Raw genomic sequence first — 19,736 nt, 5'->3', positions numbered from 1 at the left:
AATTACTATGTCCATGACTCCCCGCGAAATCGTCCATGAACTCAATCGCCATATCATCGGCCAGGACGATGCCAAGCGCGCCGTTGCCATCGCCCTGCGTAACCGCTGGCGCCGGATGCAACTGCCCGAAGAATTGCGCGTTGAAGTAACCCCCAAGAACATCCTGATGATCGGCCCGACCGGTGTCGGTAAAACCGAGATCGCCCGGCGCCTGGCCAAACTGGCCAACGCTCCGTTTATCAAGGTCGAAGCCACCAAGTTCACCGAAGTGGGCTACGTGGGCCGGGACGTCGAATCGATCATTCGTGACCTGGCCGACGCTGCCCTGAAGCTGCTGCGCGAACAGGAAATGACCAAGGTCAGCCATCGCGCCGAAGACGCCGCCGAAGAACGCATCCTCGACGCCCTGCTGCCACCGGCACGCATGGGTTTCAACGAAGACGCGGCACCGAGCTCGGATTCCAACACCCGCCAGCTATTCCGCAAGCGCCTGCGTGAAGGCCAGCTGGACGACAAGGAAATCGAGATCGAAGTCGCCGAAGTGTCCGGCGTCGACATCTCCGCACCGCCTGGCATGGAAGAAATGACCAGCCAGTTGCAGAACCTGTTCGCCAACATGGGCAAGGGCAAGAAGAAAAGCCGCAAGCTCAAGGTGAAGGAAGCGCTGAAACTGGTGCGCGACGAAGAGGCCGGGCGCCTGGTCAATGAGGAAGAACTCAAGGCCAAGGCCCTGGAAGCGGTCGAGCAGCACGGCATCGTGTTTATCGACGAGATCGACAAGGTGGCCAAGCGCGGTAATTCCGGCGGCGTCGATGTCTCCCGCGAAGGCGTGCAGCGCGACCTGCTGCCGCTGATCGAAGGCTGCACCGTCAACACCAAGCTGGGCATGGTCAAGACCGACCACATCCTGTTTATCGCTTCCGGTGCGTTCCACCTGAGCAAGCCGAGCGACCTGGTGCCGGAGCTGCAAGGCCGCCTGCCGATTCGCGTTGAGCTGAAAGCGCTGACGCCGGGCGACTTCGAACGCATCCTCAGCGAGCCGCATGCGTCGTTGACCGAGCAATACCGCGAACTTCTGAAAACCGAAGGTTTGGGCATTGAGTTCCTGCCGGACGGTATCAAGCGTTTGGCCGAGATTGCCTGGCAGGTCAACGAGAAGACCGAGAACATCGGTGCCCGTCGTTTGCACACCTTGCTTGAGCGCTTGCTGGAGGAAGTGTCCTTCAGTGCCGGCGACATGGCGGGCGCGCAGAATGGCGAGGCGATCAAGATCGACGCCGACTACGTCAACAGCCACTTGGGCGAATTGGCGCAGAACGAAGATCTGTCTCGTTATATCCTGTAAGGCTTACGCAGGAACCGCTCTGCTTTAATGTGGGAGCAAGCCCGCTCCCACATTTTAAAGCCGGTTCCTTCAGGATCATCTCTGAGCGGTTCCCCAAATGACCAAACTGCCTACCGCCATCAACCTGCACAAAGCCTCCAAGACCCTGGGCCTTACCTACGGTCCTGACGAGGTGTATCAACTGCCCGCCGAATTTCTTCGCGTGCACTCCCCCTCCGCCGAGGTCCAGGGCCACGGCAAACCGATCCTGCAATTCGGCAAGCTCAATGTCGGTTTGACCAAGATTGAACCCGCCGGCCAATACGCACTGAAATTGACCTTCGACGATGGCCATGACAGTGGATTGTTCACCTGGGACTACCTCTATCAACTTGCCGTGCGTCAGGACGCGCTGTGGGCTGATTATCTTGCCGAACTGAAAGCCGCCGGAAAAACCCGCGACCCGAGCCAGTCGGTCGTGCGGCTGATGCTCTAGCTCAGGCCTCTTGCTCATTAGTGGGCATTTTCTAATTCCATCTGCTTGAATGCCCCTCTGTCGTGGCCAACGATTGGCCCGCTTGCGAAAAAAATTAAACTCGGGTAACCAATGGAACTGGCAAGTTCCCTGCATTTGACGATGCGGTATTAACGGTCACCCGAGCAGTAGTACCAGGCTGTGCTGTGTCGCAAGTAGTGGTACACAGCGGTACCCGGTACTCGTCTGTCGGACAATGGAGCGTCGTAGATGAGTAACAAGAACAACGATGACTTGAAACGCCAAGCCTCGGAAAACACCCTGGCGCTGAACCCGATCATCGCGTTACGGAAAAAGGATTTACTGGCATCCGCTCGGATGGTGCTGACCCAGGCCATCAAACAACCGTTGCACAGCGTCAAGCACGTCGCCCATTTCGGCGTCGAATTGAAGAACGTGGTGTTCGGCAAATCACAGCTGACACCCGAGGCCGACGACCGCCGCTTCAACGACCCGGCGTGGACCCAGAACCCGCTCTACAAACGTTACCTGCAAACCTACCTGGCGTGGCGCAAGGAGCTGCACGACTGGATCGGTGACAGCAACCTGTCGGAGCATGACATCAGCCGCGGCCACTTCGTCATCAACCTGATGACCGAAGCCATGGCGCCCACCAACAGCGCGGCCAACCCGGCGGCAGTCAAACGCTTCTTCGAAACCGGCGGCAAGAGCCTGCTGGACGGGCTGTCGCATCTGGCCAAGGACATGGTGCACAACGGCGGCATGCCGAGCCAGGTCAACATGGGCGCCTTTGAAGTGGGCAAGAGCCTGGGCACCACCGAAGGCGCCGTAGTGTTTCGCAACGATGTGCTGGAGCTGATCCAGTACCGGCCGATCACCGAGCAGGTGTACGAACGCCCGCTGCTGGTGGTGCCGCCGCAGATCAACAAATTCTATGTATTCGACCTGAGCCCGGACAAGAGCCTGGCGCGCTTCTGCCTGCGCAATAACCAGCAAACGTTTATCGTCAGTTGGCGCAACCCCACCAAGGCCCAGCGCGAGTGGGGCCTGTCGACCTATATCGAGGCGCTGAAAGAAGCGGTCGATGTGGTGAGCGCGATCACCGGCAGCAAAGACATCAACATGCTCGGCGCCTGCTCCGGTGGCATCACCTGCACCGCCCTGCTGGGCCACTACGCGGCGCTGGGCGAGAAGAAGGTCAACGCTCTGACCCTGCTGGTGAGCGTGCTGGACACCACCCTGGACACCCAGGTGGCGCTGTTCGTCGACGAGCAGACCCTGGAAGCGGCCAAGCGCCATTCCTACCAGGCCGGCGTGCTGGAAGGCCGCGACATGGCCAAGGTGTTTGCCTGGATGCGCCCCAACGACCTGATCTGGAATTACTGGGTCAACAACTACCTGCTGGGCAACGAACCGCCGGTGTTCGACATCCTGTTCTGGAACAACGACACCACCCGCTTGCCGGCCGCGTTCCACGGCGACCTGATCGAGCTGTTCAAGAACAACCCGCTGATACGCGCCAACGCCCTGGAAGTGTGCGGCACGCCGATCGACCTGAAGCAGGTCACCGCCGATATCTATTCCCTGGCCGGCACCAACGACCACATCACGCCGTGGCAGTCCTGCTACAAGTCGGCGCAGCTGTTTGGCGGCAAGGTCGAGTTTGTGTTGTCCAGCAGCGGGCATATCCAGAGCATCCTGAATCCGCCGGGCAATCCTAAATCGCGCTACCAGACCAGCGACACGATGCCGGGCAAGGCGCTGGACTGGCAGGAGAACGCCACCAAGCACACCGACTCGTGGTGGCTGCATTGGCAGGCCTGGCAGGCGGAGCGCTCGGGCAAGTTGAAAAAGGCGCCGACTGCCTTGGGTAATAAAGCGTACGCAGCGGCTGAAGCGGCGCCGGGCACTTATGTACATGAACGATAAAGCACACACACTTTTGTGACTGGAACGGGATCAAATGTGGGAGCGGGCTTGCTCGCGAAGGCGGTGTGTCAGTTGATGCATCTGGAGACTGATTCACCGCCTTCGCGAGCAAGTCGAATCGTCGCACCGCCGCTCCCACACTGACCGAGTTCCGACAGGGAATAGCGCGCCATTTTGCAGGGTAAGCCCATGCCGCAACCGTTCATCTTCCGTACCATCGACCTGGATGGCCAAGCCATCCGCACAGCGGTACGCCCGGGCAAGCCTCACTTGACGCCGCTGCTGATTTTCAACGGCATCGGCGCCAACCTTGAGCTGGTGTTTCCGTTCGTCCAGGCCCTGGACCCGGACCTGGAAGTGATTGCCTTTGATGTGCCGGGCGTCGGCGGTTCGTCGACCCCCAGCCGGCCTTATCGCTTTCCCGGCCTGGCCAAGCTCACCGCGCGCATGCTCGATTACCTGGACTATGGCCAGGTCAACGTGGTGGGCGTTTCCTGGGGCGGGGCGCTGGCGCAGCAGTTCGCGTATGACTACCCGGAACGCTGCAAGAAGCTGATTCTCGCCGCCACCGCTGCCGGCGCCTTTATGGTGCCGGGCAAACCGAAAGTCTTATGGCTGATGGCCAGCCCTCGACGTTATATCCAGCCGTCCCATGTGGTGCGCATTGCCCCGATGATCTACGGCGGCTCCTTCCGTCGGGATTCGAAGCTGGCCGCCGAACACGCCAGCAAAGTGCGTTCGGCCGGCAAGCTGGGTTACTACTGGCAACTGTTCGCCGGGCTTGGCTGGACCAGCATCCACTGGCTGCACAAGATCAAGCAACCAACCCTGGTGCTGGCCGGCGATGATGACCCGCTGATCCCGCTGATCAACATGCGCATGCTGGCCTGGCGCATTCCCAACGCCCAACTGCACATCATCGACGACGGTCACCTGTTCCTGATTACCCGGGCCGAGGCTGTGGCGCCGATCATCATGAAATTTCTCCAGGAAGAACGCCTGAGGGCGGTGATTCACCCGCAACCCGCCCTATGAGCAAGCCCTCCGTAGCAGCTGTCGAGCGCCAGCGAGGCTGCGTCAGTCGCGACTCGGTCCTGCGCCAGGCTCATCATCGGCGGCGCGCTCAACGCAGCCTCGCTGGCGCTCGACAGCTGCTACGGAATTACGCATCACGGGGGTTACTGGGAAGAAATTTTGGTCGCGCATAGGGTCACTTGGCCAGAACCGACTATGGTTCTGAATTGGCGTGCTTGTTGATGGCTTGACGAAGGAGTGTTGGCGCATGCGAGAAAGACCCGTATCGAACCCGGTGCCCACACCCGCCGCGTTCATCAATGCACAAAGCGCGATCACCGGCCTGCGCGGCCGGGATTTGCTCTCGACTCTGCGCAGCGTTGCCGCACATGGCTTGCGCAACCCGGTGCACACCGCCCGCCACGCCCTGAAGTTGGGCGGGCAATTGGGCCGTGTGCTGCTCGGAGAAACGGTGCACGAGCCGAACCCGGCCGACAGCCGTTTCGCCGACCCGACCTGGCAGCTCAACCCGTTTTATCGGCGCAGCCTGCAAGCCTACTTGAGCTGGCAAAAACAAACCCGGCACTGGATCGACGACAGCAACCTGAGCGCCGACGACCGGGCCCGGGCGCAATTTGCCTTTTCCCTGCTCAACGATGCAGTGTCGCCGTCCAACACGTTGCTCAACCCGCTGGCGATCAAGGAGTTGCTCAATTCCGGCGGCAACAGCGTGGTGCGGGGTGTCAGCAATCTGTTCGATGATCTGCTGCACAACAATGGCTTGCCGAGGCAGGTCACCAAGCAGGCCTTTGAAGTCGGCAAGACGGTGGCGACCACGCCCGGCTCGGTGGTGTTTCGCAACGAACTGCTGGAGTTGATCCAGTACAAACCCATGAGCGAAAAACAATACGCCAAGCCACTGCTGATCGTGCCGCCGCAAATCAACAAGTACTACATTTTCGACCTGAGCCCGAACAACAGCTTCGTCCAGTTCGCCCTGAAAAACGGCCTGCAAGTATTTATGGTCAGCTGGCGCAACCCGGATGTACGGCATCGGGAATGGGGTCTGTCCACCTACGTCGCGGCTCTGGAAGAAGCGCTGAACGTGTGCCGCGCAATCACCGGTGCCCGCGAGGTCAACCTGATGGGCGCCTGCGCCGGTGGCCTGACCATCGCTGCGCTGCAAGGCCATCTACAGGCCAAGCGCCAGTTGCGTCGCATCTCCAGTGCCGGTTACCTGGTGAGCCTGCTCGACAGCCAGCTCGACAGCCCCGCCACGCTGTTCGCCGATGAGCAAACCCTGGAAGCCGCCAAGCGCCGCTCGTATCAACAAGGTGTGCTCGATGGCCGGGACATGGCCAAGGTGTTCGCCTGGATGCGTCCCAACGACTTGATCTGGAATTACTGGATCAACAACTACCTGCTGGGCAAGGAACCGCCGGCGTTCGACATCCTGTACTGGAACAACGACAACACCCGCCTGCCCGCCGCGCTGCATGGCGACTTGCTGGACTTCTTCAAGCACAACCCGCTGAGCCATCCCGGTGGCCTGGAAGTCTGCGGCACGCCCATCGACTTGCAGAAGGTCACAGTGGACAGCTTCAGCGTGGGCGGGATCAACGACCACATCACGCCGTGGGACGCGGTGTACCGCTCCACCCAACTGCTGGGCGGCGACAAGCGTTTCATTCTGTCCAACAGCGGGCATATCCAGAGCATCCTCAACCCGCCAGGCAACCCCAAGGCCAACTACGTCGAGAACCTCAAGCTGAGCAGCGACCCGCGGGCCTGGTACTACGACGCCGATCATGTCGAGGGCAGTTGGTGGCCCAATTGGCTGGCGTGGATCCAGCAGCGCTCCGGTGTGCAGCGCGAAACCCTGACCGCCCTGGGCAACCAGAATTACCCACCGATGGAAGCGGCGCCGGGCACGTATGTGCGGGTCCGCTGAGCCCAACGAAGACCTTAAGAAGACTGGATGAAGACCCGCGACCGTATCCTTGAATGTGCCTTGCAGTTGTTCAACCACAAGGGCGAGCCGAACGTGTCGACCATGGAGGTGGCCAATGAAATGGGGATCAGCCCCGGCAATCTCTATTACCACTTCCATGGCAAGGAACCGCTGGTGCTCGGGCTGTTCGAGCGTTTCCAGGCCGAGTTGGCGCCGTTGCTCGACCCGCCCGAGAACGCGCAACTGGCGGCCGAGGATTACTGGCTGTTTCTGCACCTGATCGTGGAGCGCATGGCGCACTACCGGTTTCTGTTCCAGGACTTGTCGAATCTGGCGGGGCGCTTGCCGAAACTGGCCAAGGGTATTCGCACCTTGCTGACGGCGCTCAAGCGCACACTGGCCTCGTTGCTGGCCAGGCTCAAGACGGATGGGCAATTGGTCAGTGACACCCAGGCGCTGGGGCAGTTGGTGGAACAGATCACCATGACCCTGCTGTTTTCCCTGGATTACCAACGGATTCTCGACCGTGCAGGTGAGGTGCGGGTGGTGGTGTACCAGATCATGATGCTGGTGGCTCCGCATCTGCTGATGCCGGCGAGACTGGCGACGGAGCGGTTGGCGCTGCGTTACCTGGACGACGCGGACTAAAATGTGGGAGCGGGCTTGCTCGCGAAAGCGAAGTGTCAGTCAACACATGTGTGACTGATCCACCGCTTTCGCGAGCAAGCCCGCTCCCACATTGGATTTGTGTCGTTCTGTAGATTCCATAAAAAACGCCCGACCTTTGCAGGCCGGGCGTTTTTATGTGTCCCGTAAAAATCAGGACTGACTGGTAGGCGTCGGGGTTGCCGGCGTTGCAGTCGGGGTAGCGGCAGCGTGGGTCGGTGGGGTCACCGAGTTGGTCGCTGGCGCCGGGGTTGCAGGCTTGGCCGCTACCGCTGGCTTTGGCGCTGCTGGCTTTTTGGCTACGGCAGGCTTCTTCGCCGCGGCCGTTTTGGCAGCCGGCTTGGCCGCTACAGGTTTTGCAGCCGCAGGTTTCGCGGCGGGTTTTGCAGCGACCGGCTTGGCTGCAGGTTTCGCAGCGGCTGGCTTGGCAGCAGGTTTAGCGGCAGCGGTTTTAGCCGCTGGCTTGGCTGCGGCTTTTGCTGCCGGCTTGGCGGCTGGTTTTGCCGCAGGTTTTGCAGCTGCTTTAGCGGCCACTGGTTTAGCGGCAGGCTTGGCGGCCGGTTTAGCCGCTGCGGTTTTAGCCGCAGGCTTGGCAGCCGGTTTAGCCGCTGCGGTTTTAGCCGCAGGCTTGGCAGCCGGTTTTGCAGCAGCTTTGGCCGGCGCTTTAGCGGCTGGCTTGGCTGCCGGTTTGGCGGCGGCCTTGACCAGCGGTTTAGCGGCGGTTTTTGCAGCAGGTTTGGCCGCTGCAGTTTTCGCGGCAGGCTTGGAAGCCGGTTTAGCCGCTGCGGTTTTAGCCGCAACGGGCGCAACTTTCGCGCCGGTGAGTTTTTCGATTTGCTTGGTCAAGGTATCGACCTTGCTGTGCAGCGCTTTCACTTCAGTACGGCTAGGCACGCCCAGTCGCGAAATGGCACTGTTCAGGCGCTTGTCGAAAGCCCCTTCCAGTTCGCCCCACTTGTCGCTGATACGCGATTTGGCAGAACCGGCGGAAGCCTTTGCCGCATCGACTTGTTTACCCACTGTGCTCTTGGTCAACTTCTCGGCCTTCTCGCCGTCTTTAACCAAAGTCTCGAAGTATTTACCGCCGTCACTGCTCACCTTCGAGTACACGCCTAAACCGGCCAGCCAGATCTTGCGGGAGTATTTTTCAACTTCCCCGATCCACGAGCTGCCTTCTTTATCAGTAGTCTTTTTACCAGCCATCCCGTTGTCTCCTTAGTGTTTACGCGCGACACGTTCGAGCAATGCCGTTAGCTCATCGAGCTTAGCAGAGAGTGTCTCCACGTCATGTTTAGACGGAATGCCGATCCGATTCAAGGCACTTCCAACACGACTATCAAAAGCGCTTTCAACTTTATCCAGTTGCACTTCGACTCGACCTTTGACGCCGAAGAGTTCGCTCTTGACTTGATCAATCTGACTGTTGGCCGCACCAAGTTGTTCAATCACAACTTTTTTGCCTTTACTTTCAACATGTTGACCAGTCTTAACGAGTTCCTTGAAGTACTCGGCGCCCTCGCTGCCGACCTTGGCATAAGCCCCCAAACCGGCCAGCCAGATCTTGCGGGCATAGGATTTAACGTCGATCAGGGCGTTAGTTCCGGTAGCAATTTTTTTCTTCAAAATAACTTTGGCCATGGTGCACCTCACGCATAAAGGGGGGAGGAACTGCCCACAGAAGTTGAGGGCTTGGGCACAAAGTAGGCAGAAAAATTAGAATCGGCACCCTAAGAAGGACGAAAATCAGGCCAGGGCTTTATCCAGCGCCTTCTCGATTTCGGACTTGATGGTGCCACTCATGGCGGACATCAACAGGCCCAGTTCGACTTCGATGCGCAGGGAATCTTCAGCCACTTTCACGGTGCCTTTAACTCCCGAGCGTTTGAGATTCAGCGTGTCGCCGACCCACGAAGACTCCAGGCCATATTGATCCTTGAGTTTGCTCGCCAACTTGTCGGCTTTTTCGCGGGCAGCGTCTTTACCCAGTGTGTGGGCACGTTCAACCTGTATACGGGCCATTTGAATGACTCCTCGTTATAGAGACTTGTCGACCCGCCATGCGGCAAAAGGTCTCGGTGGCCACCTATCTTACCTTCAGCCTTGCCAAGACAAAGCATGCCTTGGGGATTAGAATGCCCCCATTCTCTTTTGGTGACAGCGATATGACTGATCAGCGCAAAGGCAGCGATGCCGAACCCACCACTCACTTCGGCTTCAAGAACGTCCCGGAAAGCCAGAAAGCGGAAAAAGTCGCCGAGGTGTTCCACTCGGTAGCCGCCAAGTACGACTTGATGAACGACGTGCTGTCCGGCGGCATGCACCGCCTGTGGAAGCGCTTCACCATCGAGTTGTCGGGTGTACGCGCCGGCAACCGGGTGCTGGATATCGCCGGCGGCACGGGCGACCTGGCGGCCAAGTTTTCCAAGCTGGTGGGCCCGACTGGCCAAGTGGTACTGGCCGACATCAACGGCTCGATGCTCAAGGTCGGTCGCGATCGCCTGCTGGACAAAGGCGTGGCGGGCAATATCGAATTCGTCCAGGCCGACGCTGAAAAGCTGCCATTCCCGGACAACCATTTCGACTGCGTCACCATCGCCTTCGGCCTGCGTAACGTGACCCACAAGGAAGACGCGCTGCGCTCCATGTTGCGCGTGCTCAAGCCCGGCGGTCGCCTGCTGGTGCTGGAGTTCTCCAAGCCGACCAACGCATTGATGTCCAAGGTCTACGACACCTACTCGTTCGCCTTCATGCCGTTGATGGGCAAGCTGATCACCAATGACGCCGAAAGCTATCGCTACCTGGCCGAATCGATCCGCATGCACCCGAACCAGGAAACCCTGAAGTCGATGATGGTAGAGGCCGGTTTCGACCGCGTGACCTACCACAACATGACCTCGGGCATCGTTGCCCTGCACCGCGGCATCAAGCCCTGATGTTGTTCGCAGGCCTGCTCGCCAGCGTCGAACACGGCCTCAACCGTGTGCTGCGCCTGGACAGCACCGCCCTGGCGCGACTGGCGCACCTGAACGGCAGGATCATCGCCGTCGATTGCACCAGCCCCGCCTTGCAGCTGTTTATCCTGCCCAGCGATGAAGGCCTGTTGCTGGCGTCCCACTGGGCCGCCGATGCCGACTGCACCCTGCGTGCTTCCGGCTCAAGCCTGCTGCGCCTGGCCCTGAGCCGGGACAAGACGGCGATCCTCCACGGCCCGGACGTGGAACTCGAAGGCGACAGCGCGGTGCTGATGGACCTGGCAGCCGTGCTGCAAGACCTGGAACTGGACTGGGAGTACGAGCTGTCCCGTTGGCTCGGCCCGGTGGCCACCCAACTGATCAGCGGTCACCTGCGCAGTCGCACGCGCTGGTACCAGCAGGGTTTCGCCAGCCTGAACCAGAACCTCGCCGAATACCTGAGCGAAGAATCGCGCACCTTGGTCGGACAACGGGAAGCGGAAGCGCGCTTTCGTGAACTCGACCAGGCCAAACTCGACCTGGAACGACTTGAGGCGCGCTTCGAGCGCCTGAGCCGCTCCCTTGATTCAAGCGATAACGCATGAAGCTGCTCGCCGTCCGCCGTTTGTTTCGTATCCAGCGCGTCGTAATCCGCTACCGCCTCGATGACCTGCTGTTCGCCCTGCCGCTGCCGTGGTTTCTGCTGGCGGTGCGCTATGTGCTGCCGTGGCGCTGGTTCCCGCGCAAAACCCTCGAGCTGAGCCGTGGCGCGCGCCTGCGCCTGGCGTTGCAGGACCTGGGGCCGATCTTCATCAAGTTCGGGCAGATCCTCTCCACCCGCCGCGACCTGTTGCCCGAAGACATCGCCGACGAGCTGATGCTGCTGCAGGACCGCGTGCCGCCGTTCGACTCGCAACTGGCGGTCACGTTGATCGAGGAACAGCTGGGCAAGAAGATCAGCGAAGTTTTCAGCCGCTTCGACATTGCGCCATTGGCTTCGGCCTCGGTGGCCCAGGTGCATGCCGCGCAGTTGAAAAGCGGCGAAGAAGTGGTAGTGAAAGTGATCCGCCCGGGCCTCAAGCCGATCATCGGCCAGGACCTGGCGTGGCTGTTCATCCTCGCCCGCGCCGCCGAGCGCTTCTCGGCCGACGCGCGCCTGCTGCACCCGGTGGACGTGGTGCTGGACTACGAAAAAACCATCTACGACGAACTCGACCTGCTGCGCGAAGCGGCCAACGCCAGCCAGCTCAAGCGCAACTTCGAAGGCTCGCAGTTGCTGTACGTGCCGCAAGTCTATTGGGACTGGTGCCGCCCGAAAGTGTTGGTGATGGAGCGCATCTACGGCGTGCAGGTCACCGACCTCGCGACCCTGGCCGACCAGCGCACCGACATGAAAATGCTTGCCGAGCGCGGTGTAGAGATTTTCTTCACCCAGGTGTTCCGCGACAGCTTCTTCCACGCCGACATGCACCCCGGCAACATCTTCGTCAGCACCGTAAACCCGTGGAGCCCGCAGTACATCGCGATCGACTGCGGCATCGTCGGCAGCCTGACCCCGGAAGACCAGGACTACCTGGCGCGCAACCTGTTTGCCTTCTTCAAGCGTGACTACCGTCGCGTGGCGCAGTTGCACATCGATTCGGGCTGGGTGCCGGCGGAAACCAAACTCAATGAATTCGAAGCGGCGATCCGCACCGTGTGCGAGCCGATCTTTGAAAAACCGTTAAAAGATATTTCCTTCGGTCAGGTGCTGATGCGCCTGTTCCAGACGGCGCGGCGCTTCAATATGGAAGTGCAGCCGCAGCTGGTGCTGCTGCAAAAAACCTTGCTGAACATCGAAGGCCTGGGCCGCCAGCTGTACCCGGACCTGGACCTGTGGAACACCGCCCAGCCGTTCCTCGAACGCTGGATGCGTGACCGTGTCAGCCCGAAAACCCTGCTGGGCAACCTGCAAAGCCAAGTCGAGCAACTGCCGCACCTGGCCAACATGACCCGCGACCTGCTGGAGCGCATGTCCCAGCCCCACGCCAACGACCCGCCGCCGCCGTGGCACAAGCGCAAGGACGACTGGTTCCTGCGCCTGTTGGGCGCCGCGCACCTGGTGGGCGGCACGATACTGGCCGCCGGCGGTCCGCTGAACGAACTGGGCCACTGGCCAGCTGGCATCATGGTCGCCGTGGGCGTGTATCTGATCGTGCGTCGATAGCCAATCCGGTTATACACTGTCGCAAATTGCCGGAGCCGAAAATGAAAGACTGGCTGGACGAGATCAAGTGGGACAGTGACGGCCTGGTGCCGGCCATTGCCCAGGACTACAAGACCGGGCGCGTGCTGATGATGGCCTGGATGAACCGCGAGGCCCTGAGCCTGACCGCCACCGAGAACCGTGCCATTTACTGGTCACGTTCCCGTGGCAAACTGTGGCGCAAGGGCGAAGAGTCCGGGCACGTGCAAACCCTGCATGAGATGCGCATCGACTGCGACGCCGATGTGGTGATCCTCAAGGTCGAGCAGATCGGCGATATCGCCTGTCACACCGGCCGTCACAGCTGCTTCTACCGCGTGTTCGAGAACGGCGAGTGGAAGACCGTCGAGCCCGTGCTCAAAGACCCGCACGCTATTTACTCGGCAGGACACTGAACATGACCGATACCCTGAACCGCCTGGCCCAGGTGCTGGAAGACCGCAAAGGCGCGGCCGCCGACAGCTCTTATGTCGCCAGCCTGTACCACAAGGGTCTGAACAAGATTCTGGAAAAACTCGGCGAAGAATCCGTCGAGACGATTATTGCTGCCAAGGACGCGCAAATCAGCGGCGACTGCAGCGACGTGATCTACGAAACTGCCGACTTGTGGTTCCACAGTCTGGTCATGCTCGCCCAACTGGGGCAGCATCCACAGGCAGTGCTTGATGAACTGGACCGTCGCTTCGGCTTGTCCGGGCATGCCGAAAAGGCCTCGCGCCCGTCCGCCTGACCAACTTTTACAGAGGAATTGCAGCATGGGCATTTTTGACTGGAAACACTGGATCGTCATTCTGGTAGTGGTTGTTCTGGTGTTCGGCACCAAGAAGCTGAAAAACCTCGGCACCGACGTCGGTGAGTCGATCAAGGGCTTTCGCAAGGCCATGAACGACGACGAAAAGCCTGCCGACCCTACCGTGAACCCGGTGCCACCGGCGCAGCCTGTGCACCCGCAGGCCACTCAGCCGATCACTGAACGTCGCACCTTCGACGTACAGGCCGAGCACGTCAAAGAGCAGAACCAAAAAGACTCGTGAGTACTGAATAATGTTTGGTATCAGCTTCTCTGAACTGCTGCTCGTCGGCCTCGTGGCCCTGCTGGTACTGGGGCCGGAACGCCTGCCCGGTGCCGCGCGCACGGCCGGCCTGTGGATCGGGCGCCTGAAACGCAGTTTCAACGCCATCAAACAGGAAGTTGAACGGGAAATAGGCGCCGACGAGATTCGCCGGCAACTGCACAACGAGCACATTCTGTCGTTGGAGCAAGAGGCACGGAAGATTCTCTCGCCAGTGCAGGAAACGCCCAAGCCGGTTGAGCCTGTGGCCGAGCAATCGATTGCACCGCCCGCCGCACCTGCACCTGCACCGGTCGTTGAGCCCGTGCATGCCGCCGAGCCTGCGCCCGCCGCGCCAGCAACCCCGACCGAACCCGCGCCGACGCCTGCCGTGTCGCCCGCGCCCCACGACCCTACATTGCCGCCGCGAGCCCCATGAGCGCTGATAAACCGGAAACCGACCAGCACATGCCACTGGTCTCGCACCTCACCGAGTTGCGTACCCGCCTGCTGCGCTGTGTCGCGGCGATCTTCATCATCTTTGCCGGGCTGTTTGCCTTCACCCAGCAGATCTACACCTTCGTCTCCACGCCGCTGCGCGACTACTTGCCGGCTGGCGCGACGATGATCGCGACCGACGTGTCGTCACCGTTCCTCACGCCGCTGAAGCTGACGATGATGGTTTCGCTGTTCCTGGCGATCCCGGTGATCCTGCATCAGATCTGGGGTTTTATCGCGCCGGGCCTGTACAAGCATGAAAAACGCATCGCCGTGCCGCTGCTGGTGTCGAGCATCCTGCTGTTCTACACCGGGATGGCCTTCGCCTACTTCCTGGTGTTCCCGCTCATCTTCAAGTTCTTCGCCGCTGCTACGCCGGCCGGTGTGGAAATGATGACCGACATCACCAGCTACCTCGACTTCGTGATGACGCTGTTCTTCGCCTTTGGCGTGGCCTTCGAAATCCCGGTAGCCGTGGTGCTGCTGGTGTGGATCGGCGTGGTCGACGTCAAATACCTGAAGAAGATCCGCCCGTACGTGATCATCGGCTGCTTCGTGGTCGGCATGATCCTGACCCCGCCGGACATCTTCTCCCAGACCCTGCTGGCCGTACCGATGTGGATGTTGTTCGAGATTGGCATCCTGTTTGGCAGCCTGGTGAGCAAGCGTGGCGATCACCCGGATGACCAACCCGCCGACGACGACCAGCCGCCAGCGACCCAGCCGTGAACCTGTTGCTGCTTGAGGAGGCCGACTTTATCGCGGCCGACCGGGTGGTGCTGCGTGATCGGCGCCTGGTGCATATGCAGGAAGTCCACCGTGCCGCCGTAGGCGATAGCCTGCGGGTCGGGCGCATTGGCGGGTTGATGGGCAATGCGCAATTGCTGCGCCTGGAAACCCAGGAAGCCGAGCTGGAAGTCACCTTCGACCAGCCGCCGCCGGCCAAACTGCCCCTGACCCTGCTGCTGGCCCTGCCCCGTCCGAAAATGCTCCGCCGAGTGCTGCAAACCGTCGCGTCCATGGGCGTGCCGCGGGTAGTGCTGGTGAACAGCTATCGTGTGGAAAAGAGCTTCTGGCAAACGCCGTTCCTCGAGCCGGAAGCCATTCGCGAGCAACTGATCCTCGGCCTGGAACAGTCCCGAGACACGGTGCTGCCCGAGATTGTTATCGAAAAGCGCTTCAAGCCATTCGTCGAAGACCGCCTGCCCGCCCTGGCGCACGGCACCCTCGGCCTGATTGGCCACCCGGGCGACTATCCGCCCTGCCCTCGTGGCCTGGATGAACCGGTCACCCTGGCCATCGGGCCGGAAGGCGGCTGGATTCCCTACGAGGTGGATCTGCTGGCCAAGGCCGGGTTACAACCGGTGCAACTGGGGGCTCGGATCCTGAGGGTCGAAACCGCCGTCACCGCCTTGCTCGCCCGCCTTTTCTGACACCGCCCTCTCCTGTAGGAGCGGGCTTGCTCGCGAAAAACTCAAGGACACCGCGCTCATTCAGAATGCCCGCGTTATCGTTGACGACCTTCGCGAGCAAGCTCGCTCCTACAGAATCCTGCTGACCTGCCGATACGCTCTGAATAAGTCCAAGCCTTGTTCCAGGGGAGTTCGCAGCATGTATCGTTGGTTAGCCGAGAAACTGGGGAATGTCAGCGTCAACCGCAAGCTGAGCATAGGCTTCGGCCTGGTATTGGTCCTGACCCTATTGATCACCTTCACCGGCTGGACCGGCCTCAGCGGCGTGATCAGCCGTGGCGACAAGCTGGGCTATATTTCCAGCCTCAACGGGCTGTCCAAAGACCTGCGCCTGGCGCGCCTGGACTTCGAAATGCGTCGCGGCGAACAAGGTACCGGTGCGGTCAACGACTTGATCGCACAGCTGGACAGCGGCCTGAAAACCGCCGCAGAACTGATCGAGCAACCCGCCGACAAGCTTGTCGTGGAACAACAACAGGAGGCCTTGGGCCAATACAAAAAAGCCTTCGGCGCCATGGTGCAGGCCGGCCTCAAGCGCGAAGGTGCCCGCAGCAAGCTGGGAGATACCGCCGACAACGCCGTGGCAAAAACCAACGAAGTGGAAAAATCCCTGCTGCAAGGCGACAGCGTCACCCTGTTCAACAGCGTGGTCGACCTGAGCAAGCTGATCCAGCAAGCGCGCTTCCAGGTGCGCGGCTACACCTACAGCGGCAAGGTCGAAGCCGAACAGCCGGCCCTGGATGCCATCGACAACGCCCTGAAAAAAATCACCGACCTCAGCGACCAGTTGCCCGAGCAATATCGGGCCAACCTGCAAGAAGCCAGCGTCTCGCTGCAGGCCTACCGCGCCGCCGTCAGCCAGTACCGTGATTCCCAAGTGGCCACCGCTGCCGCGACGAAAATCATGGCCGAGCAAGGCGACATCCTGCTCGACCACAGCGACAAACTCACCACCTCGCAAACCGTGGTGCGCGATACCGACACGGCCCACGCCAAGAACCTGTTGCTGCTGGCCACGGCCCTGGCGTTGGCCTTCGGCATACTCGCCGCCTGGGCCATCACCCGCCAGATCGTTATCCCGCTGAGCCAAACCCTTAAAGTCGCCGAACGCGTAGCGGCTGGCGACCTCAGCCACAACCTGATCTCCGAACGCCGCGATGAGTTGGGCCAACTGCAACGCTCCATGCAGAGCATGACTGTAGGCCTGCGGGAGCTGATCGGTGGTATCAGCGACGGGGTCACCCAGATTGCCAGCGCCGCCGAACAACTGTCGGCCGTCACCGAGCAGACCAGCGCCGGGGTCAACAGCCAAAAGGTCGAGACCGACCAGGTGGCCACCGCCATGAACGAAATGGCCGCTACCGTGCAGGAAGTCGCACGTAATGCCGAGGAAGCGTCCGAAGCGGCTGTCGCCGCCGATCAGCAGGCCCGCGAAGGCGACAAGGTGGTCGGTGAGGCCATTGCCCAGATCGAGCGCCTCGCAAGTGAGGTGGGCAACTCCACCGAGGCCATGGGCCATCTCAAGCGCGAGAGCGACAAGATCGGCAGCGTGCTGGACGTGATCAAGTCTGTGGCCCAGCAAACCAACCTGCTGGCCCTCAACGCCGCGATTGAGGCAGCGCGCGCCGGTGAAGCCGGGCGCGGGTTTGCGGTGGTCGCCGATGAAGTGCGCAGCCTTGCCCAACGCACCCAGAAATCCACCGAGGAAATCGAAGAGCTGATCGTCGGCCTGCAAAGCGGTACCCAGCAGGTGGCGACCATCATGGACAACAGTCGCAGCCTCACCGACAGCAGCGTCGAGCTGACCCGCCGGGCCGGCAACGCCCTGGAAAACATCACCCGCACCGTCTCGACCATCCAGGCGATGAACCAGCAGATCGCCACCGCCGCCGAGCAACAAAGCGCCGTGGCCGAAGAGATCAACCGCAGCGTGCTCAACGTTCGGGATGTTTCCGAACAGACCTCGGCGGCCAGCGAAGAAACCGCCGCTTCCAGTGCCGAACTGGCGCGGCTGGGGATTTACCTGCAAACCCTCGTGGGCCGCTTCAAGGTCTAGCCATCTCGCGGCGGCCATCCGGGCCGCCATCCTGACAACTTGTGAAATTTCCTACGCGTTTTTCAGGTCGTGAATCACACACCTGGCGCCGAATAAAAGTAGCGTTTCAAATCCCCTGACCATTGTCGGCCGGACACTTGAGACGCTCCTTTTGATTCGTTGGAGGTTCACCATGTTTCGTCCACTGACCCGTCTGCTTGGAAACATCAGCATCAGCCTCAAACTTGCCCTGGGCTTTGGCCTGGTGCTCAGCCTCAGCCTGATCATCGCGTCTACCGGCTGGCAAGCCTTGAGCGCATCGCTCAATCGCTCACAAAAACTCACGATCCTTTCGCAACTAGCGGTCGTCGGCGAAGAGTTGCGCGCTGATCGCATTGTCTATCGCACCCTCAACGACCCCGCCAGCCTGTCCAAGATAGGCCTGCACATGGACAGGATCGACCAGTTTCTGGTTGAGCTTTCCCCACGTTTTTCAGACCCGGTCAACCAACGACAATTGCAGGAAAGCCGAGGTTTTGTCACCCGCTTCAAAACCGCCTTCAGCAGCCTGGACGGGCTGATCAAACAACGCGAGAACGCCCGCGAACAGCTCAAGCGCAGCTCAATACAGAGCAGTGACAGCCTTTCTGAACTGTCCAGCAACCTGCCCAATCAAGACGATGAAAAGGCCCTCGACGCCGTAGAACAATTGCGCCAGGCCATGGAACACGCCGAAGACCGCACCCAAAGCCCCGCGTGGGCCGCGGCGTCATTGGACGCGTATGCCAACGGCGTAAATGACGCGCTACTGGCTCTGGATGGCGCCCAAGCGGTTGTGGGCGCACTGCCGGTTGATGCCAGTGCCCTGAAAAACGCCCTGCTCGACTTTCGGATTCACCTGACACGCCTCAAGGACACCCAACTCAACACCGAGGCCATCCAGAACCAGCTTGAGCAATGGCTGGATCAGTTGCTCAAGGAAAGTGACCTGCTGAGCCAGGACCAGACCGCCAAGCGTGACAAGGAAGCCAGCCTCGCCCGCGCCCTGTTGCTCAACGTCACCGCGGCGGCGTTGTTGCTCGGCGTCGTAGCCGCCTGGTTGATCGCCGTCCAGATCGTCGCGCCGCTGCGCCAGGCACTGCATGTAGCCAACCGGGTTGCCGAAGGTGACCTGAGCCACGACATCCAGACCTTGCGCCAGGATGAGCTGGGGCAACTGCAGCGCAGCATCGGGCAGATGACCGTCAATCTGCGAGGCTTGATCGGTGGCATCGGCGACAGCGCCCGGCAGATCGCCAGCGCCGCCGAGCAACTGTCTGCCGTCACCGAACACACCCGTGCCGGGGTCGACGGCCAGAAACAGGAAACCGAACAAGTCGCCACCGCGATGAATCAAATGCTCGCCACCTCCCAGGAGGTTGCGCGCCATGCCGAGCAAGCCTCGCTTGCTGCCACCGAGGCCGACCAGCAGGCAAGCGCGGGGGATCAGGTGGTGGCCGAGGCCATTGCGCACATTGAGCACCTGGCCCGTGAGATGGCCCGGTCAAGCCAGGCCATGCAAGGCTTGCAACAGGAAAGCCGGAAGATCGGCAGCGTGCTGGAGGTGATCAAATCGGTCTCTGAACAGACCAATTTGCTGGCCCTCAACGCCGCGATCGAAGCGGCCCGCGCCGGCGAGGCTGGCAGAGGCTTTGCCGTGGTCGCCGACGAAGTGCGCAGCCTGGCGCAACGCACACAGCAATCGGCCGAGGAAATCGAGGAACTGATCAGTGGCCTGCACCGAGGCACACAGCAGGTCGCGGACATCATGGACAACAGTCGCAGCCTCACCGACAACAGCGTGCAACTGACCCGCCGGGCGGGTGATGCGCTGGCTGGCATCACCCGTACCGTGTCCGTGATTCAGGAGATGAACCCGCAGATTGCCGCTGCCGCAGAGGAGCAAACGGCCGTCGCGGAAGAGATCAATCGCAGCGTGCTGAAGGTCAAGGACGTATCGGAACAGACCTCGGCCGCGAGTCAGGAGACTGCGGCGGCCAGTGTCGAACTGGCGCGCCTGGGCACGGATTTGCAGGTATGGGTGGGCAAGTTCAAGGTCTAGCC

The 19,736-nt window shown here is 60.9% G+C and carries 20 protein-coding genes and 1 pseudogene; 18 read left to right on the top strand and 3 right to left on the bottom strand.

What is annotated here, in order from left to right:
• Positions 1 to 7: 7 nt before the first annotated feature.
• The 6 genes from hslU to ACA046_RS02180 all read left to right on the top strand — a co-directional run bounded on the left by hslU (position 8) and on the right by ACA046_RS02180 (position 7,362).
• Positions 8 to 1,345: an ATP-dependent protease ATPase subunit HslU gene (gene hslU / locus ACA046_RS02205; protein ID WP_008439258.1), complete on the top strand. Its 1,338-nt coding sequence runs from the start codon at positions 8 to 10 to the stop codon at positions 1,343 to 1,345.
• A 97-nt stretch (positions 1,346 to 1,442) separates the two neighbouring features.
• Positions 1,443 to 1,820 (top strand): gamma-butyrobetaine hydroxylase family protein, encoded by a 378-nt coding sequence (locus ACA046_RS02200; RefSeq protein ID WP_017478232.1) that lies wholly within the window; start codon positions 1,443 to 1,445, stop codon positions 1,818 to 1,820.
• 249 nt (positions 1,821 to 2,069) lie between these two features.
• A complete protein-coding gene (phaC, locus tag ACA046_RS02195; protein ID WP_497675835.1) occupies positions 2,070 to 3,749 on the top strand; it encodes a class II poly(R)-hydroxyalkanoic acid synthase in 1,680 nt (559 codons plus the stop codon).
• A gap of 189 nt (positions 3,750 to 3,938) precedes the next feature.
• Positions 3,939 to 4,784, top strand: coding sequence for a poly(3-hydroxyalkanoate) depolymerase (phaZ, locus tag ACA046_RS02190; RefSeq protein WP_076018088.1), 846 nt, complete (start codon positions 3,939 to 3,941; stop codon positions 4,782 to 4,784).
• Positions 4,785 to 5,031: 247 nt separating this feature from the next.
• Positions 5,032 to 6,714 carry a class II poly(R)-hydroxyalkanoic acid synthase gene (phaC, locus tag ACA046_RS02185; protein ID WP_497675834.1) on the top strand — a complete coding sequence of 561 codons (1,683 nt, stop codon included), beginning with the start codon at positions 5,032 to 5,034 and terminating at the stop codon, positions 6,712 to 6,714.
• A gap of 27 nt (positions 6,715 to 6,741) precedes the next feature.
• Complete coding sequence (locus ACA046_RS02180) at positions 6,742 to 7,362, top strand: TetR/AcrR family transcriptional regulator (protein ID WP_076018090.1); 621 nt, start codon at positions 6,742 to 6,744, stop codon at positions 7,360 to 7,362.
• 171 nt (positions 7,363 to 7,533) lie between these two features.
• Here the strand turns inward: ACA046_RS02180 and ACA046_RS02175 are convergent, their stop codons facing one another.
• From ACA046_RS02175 to ACA046_RS02165, 3 genes are all read right to left on the bottom strand, one after another.
• The gene (locus ACA046_RS02175) at positions 7,534 to 8,583 is read right to left on the bottom strand and encodes a phasin family protein (protein ID WP_497675833.1); all 1,050 of its coding nucleotides are present in this window, start codon (positions 8,581 to 8,583) and stop codon (positions 7,534 to 7,536) included.
• Positions 8,584 to 8,595: 12 nt separating this feature from the next.
• The gene (locus ACA046_RS02170) at positions 8,596 to 9,018 is read right to left on the bottom strand and encodes a phasin family protein (RefSeq protein ID WP_076018092.1); all 423 of its coding nucleotides are present in this window, start codon (positions 9,016 to 9,018) and stop codon (positions 8,596 to 8,598) included.
• A 105-nt stretch (positions 9,019 to 9,123) separates the two neighbouring features.
• Positions 9,124 to 9,399, bottom strand: coding sequence for a polyhydroxyalkanoic acid system family protein (locus tag ACA046_RS02165; protein ID WP_076018093.1), 276 nt, complete (start codon positions 9,397 to 9,399; stop codon positions 9,124 to 9,126).
• 143 nt (positions 9,400 to 9,542) lie between these two features.
• On the opposite strand from ACA046_RS02165, the gene ubiE reads away from it, so the two are divergent.
• The 12 genes and pseudogenes from ubiE to ACA046_RS02105 all read left to right on the top strand — a co-directional run bounded on the left by ubiE (position 9,543) and on the right by ACA046_RS02105 (position 19,734).
• Positions 9,543 to 10,313, top strand: coding sequence for a bifunctional demethylmenaquinone methyltransferase/2-methoxy-6-polyprenyl-1,4-benzoquinol methylase UbiE (ubiE, locus tag ACA046_RS02160; RefSeq protein ID WP_076961787.1), 771 nt, complete (start codon positions 9,543 to 9,545; stop codon positions 10,311 to 10,313).
• On the top strand, positions 10,313 to 10,936 hold the full coding sequence (locus ACA046_RS02155) for a ubiquinone biosynthesis accessory factor UbiJ (protein ID WP_003209304.1): 624 nt from the start codon (positions 10,313 to 10,315) through the stop codon (positions 10,934 to 10,936). The genes ubiE and ACA046_RS02155 overlap by 1 nt, the downstream gene beginning before the upstream one ends.
• Complete coding sequence (ubiB, locus tag ACA046_RS02150) at positions 10,933 to 12,537, top strand: ubiquinone biosynthesis regulatory protein kinase UbiB (protein WP_167662977.1); 1,605 nt, start codon at positions 10,933 to 10,935, stop codon at positions 12,535 to 12,537. Before ACA046_RS02155 ends, ubiB begins: the two co-directional genes overlap by 4 nt.
• Before the next feature lie 41 nt (positions 12,538 to 12,578).
• The gene (gene hisI, locus ACA046_RS02145; RefSeq protein ID WP_076018095.1) at positions 12,579 to 12,971 is read left to right on the top strand and encodes a phosphoribosyl-AMP cyclohydrolase; all 393 of its coding nucleotides are present in this window, start codon (positions 12,579 to 12,581) and stop codon (positions 12,969 to 12,971) included.
• 2 nt (positions 12,972 to 12,973) lie between these two features.
• A complete protein-coding gene (locus ACA046_RS02140; RefSeq protein ID WP_017478214.1) occupies positions 12,974 to 13,306 on the top strand; it encodes a phosphoribosyl-ATP diphosphatase in 333 nt (110 codons plus the stop codon).
• 25 nt (positions 13,307 to 13,331) lie between these two features.
• A complete protein-coding gene (locus ACA046_RS02135; RefSeq protein WP_076018096.1) occupies positions 13,332 to 13,610 on the top strand; it encodes a twin-arginine translocase TatA/TatE family subunit in 279 nt (92 codons plus the stop codon).
• A 10-nt stretch (positions 13,611 to 13,620) separates the two neighbouring features.
• Entirely contained in the window at positions 13,621 to 14,067 is a 447-nt protein-coding gene (gene tatB, locus ACA046_RS02130) for a Sec-independent protein translocase protein TatB (protein ID WP_318301988.1), read from the top strand.
• Entirely contained in the window at positions 14,064 to 14,855 is a 792-nt protein-coding gene (gene tatC / locus ACA046_RS02125) for a twin-arginine translocase subunit TatC (RefSeq protein WP_026078063.1), read from the top strand. The genes tatB and tatC overlap by 4 nt, the downstream gene beginning before the upstream one ends.
• Complete coding sequence (locus tag ACA046_RS02120; RefSeq protein ID WP_076018098.1) at positions 14,852 to 15,559, top strand: 16S rRNA (uracil(1498)-N(3))-methyltransferase; 708 nt, start codon at positions 14,852 to 14,854, stop codon at positions 15,557 to 15,559. Before tatC ends, ACA046_RS02120 begins: the two co-directional genes overlap by 4 nt.
• 178 nt (positions 15,560 to 15,737) lie before the next feature.
• Positions 15,738 to 16,796, top strand: a pseudogene (locus ACA046_RS02115) (methyl-accepting chemotaxis protein); the annotation flags it as partial.
• Complete coding sequence (locus ACA046_RS02110) at positions 16,782 to 17,654, top strand: methyl-accepting chemotaxis protein (RefSeq protein ID WP_412104179.1); 873 nt, start codon at positions 16,782 to 16,784, stop codon at positions 17,652 to 17,654. The pseudogene ACA046_RS02115 and the gene ACA046_RS02110, both read left to right, overlap by 15 nt.
• Before the next feature lie 172 nt (positions 17,655 to 17,826).
• Positions 17,827 to 19,734 (top strand): methyl-accepting chemotaxis protein, encoded by a 1,908-nt coding sequence (locus ACA046_RS02105; protein WP_497675832.1) that lies wholly within the window; start codon positions 17,827 to 17,829, stop codon positions 19,732 to 19,734.
• The last annotated feature ends 2 nt before the right edge of the window (positions 19,735 to 19,736 follow it).

Source organism: Pseudomonas sp. LBUM1641, assembly GCF_059716235.1.
This window is presented reverse-complemented; position numbering and strand designations above follow the sequence as displayed.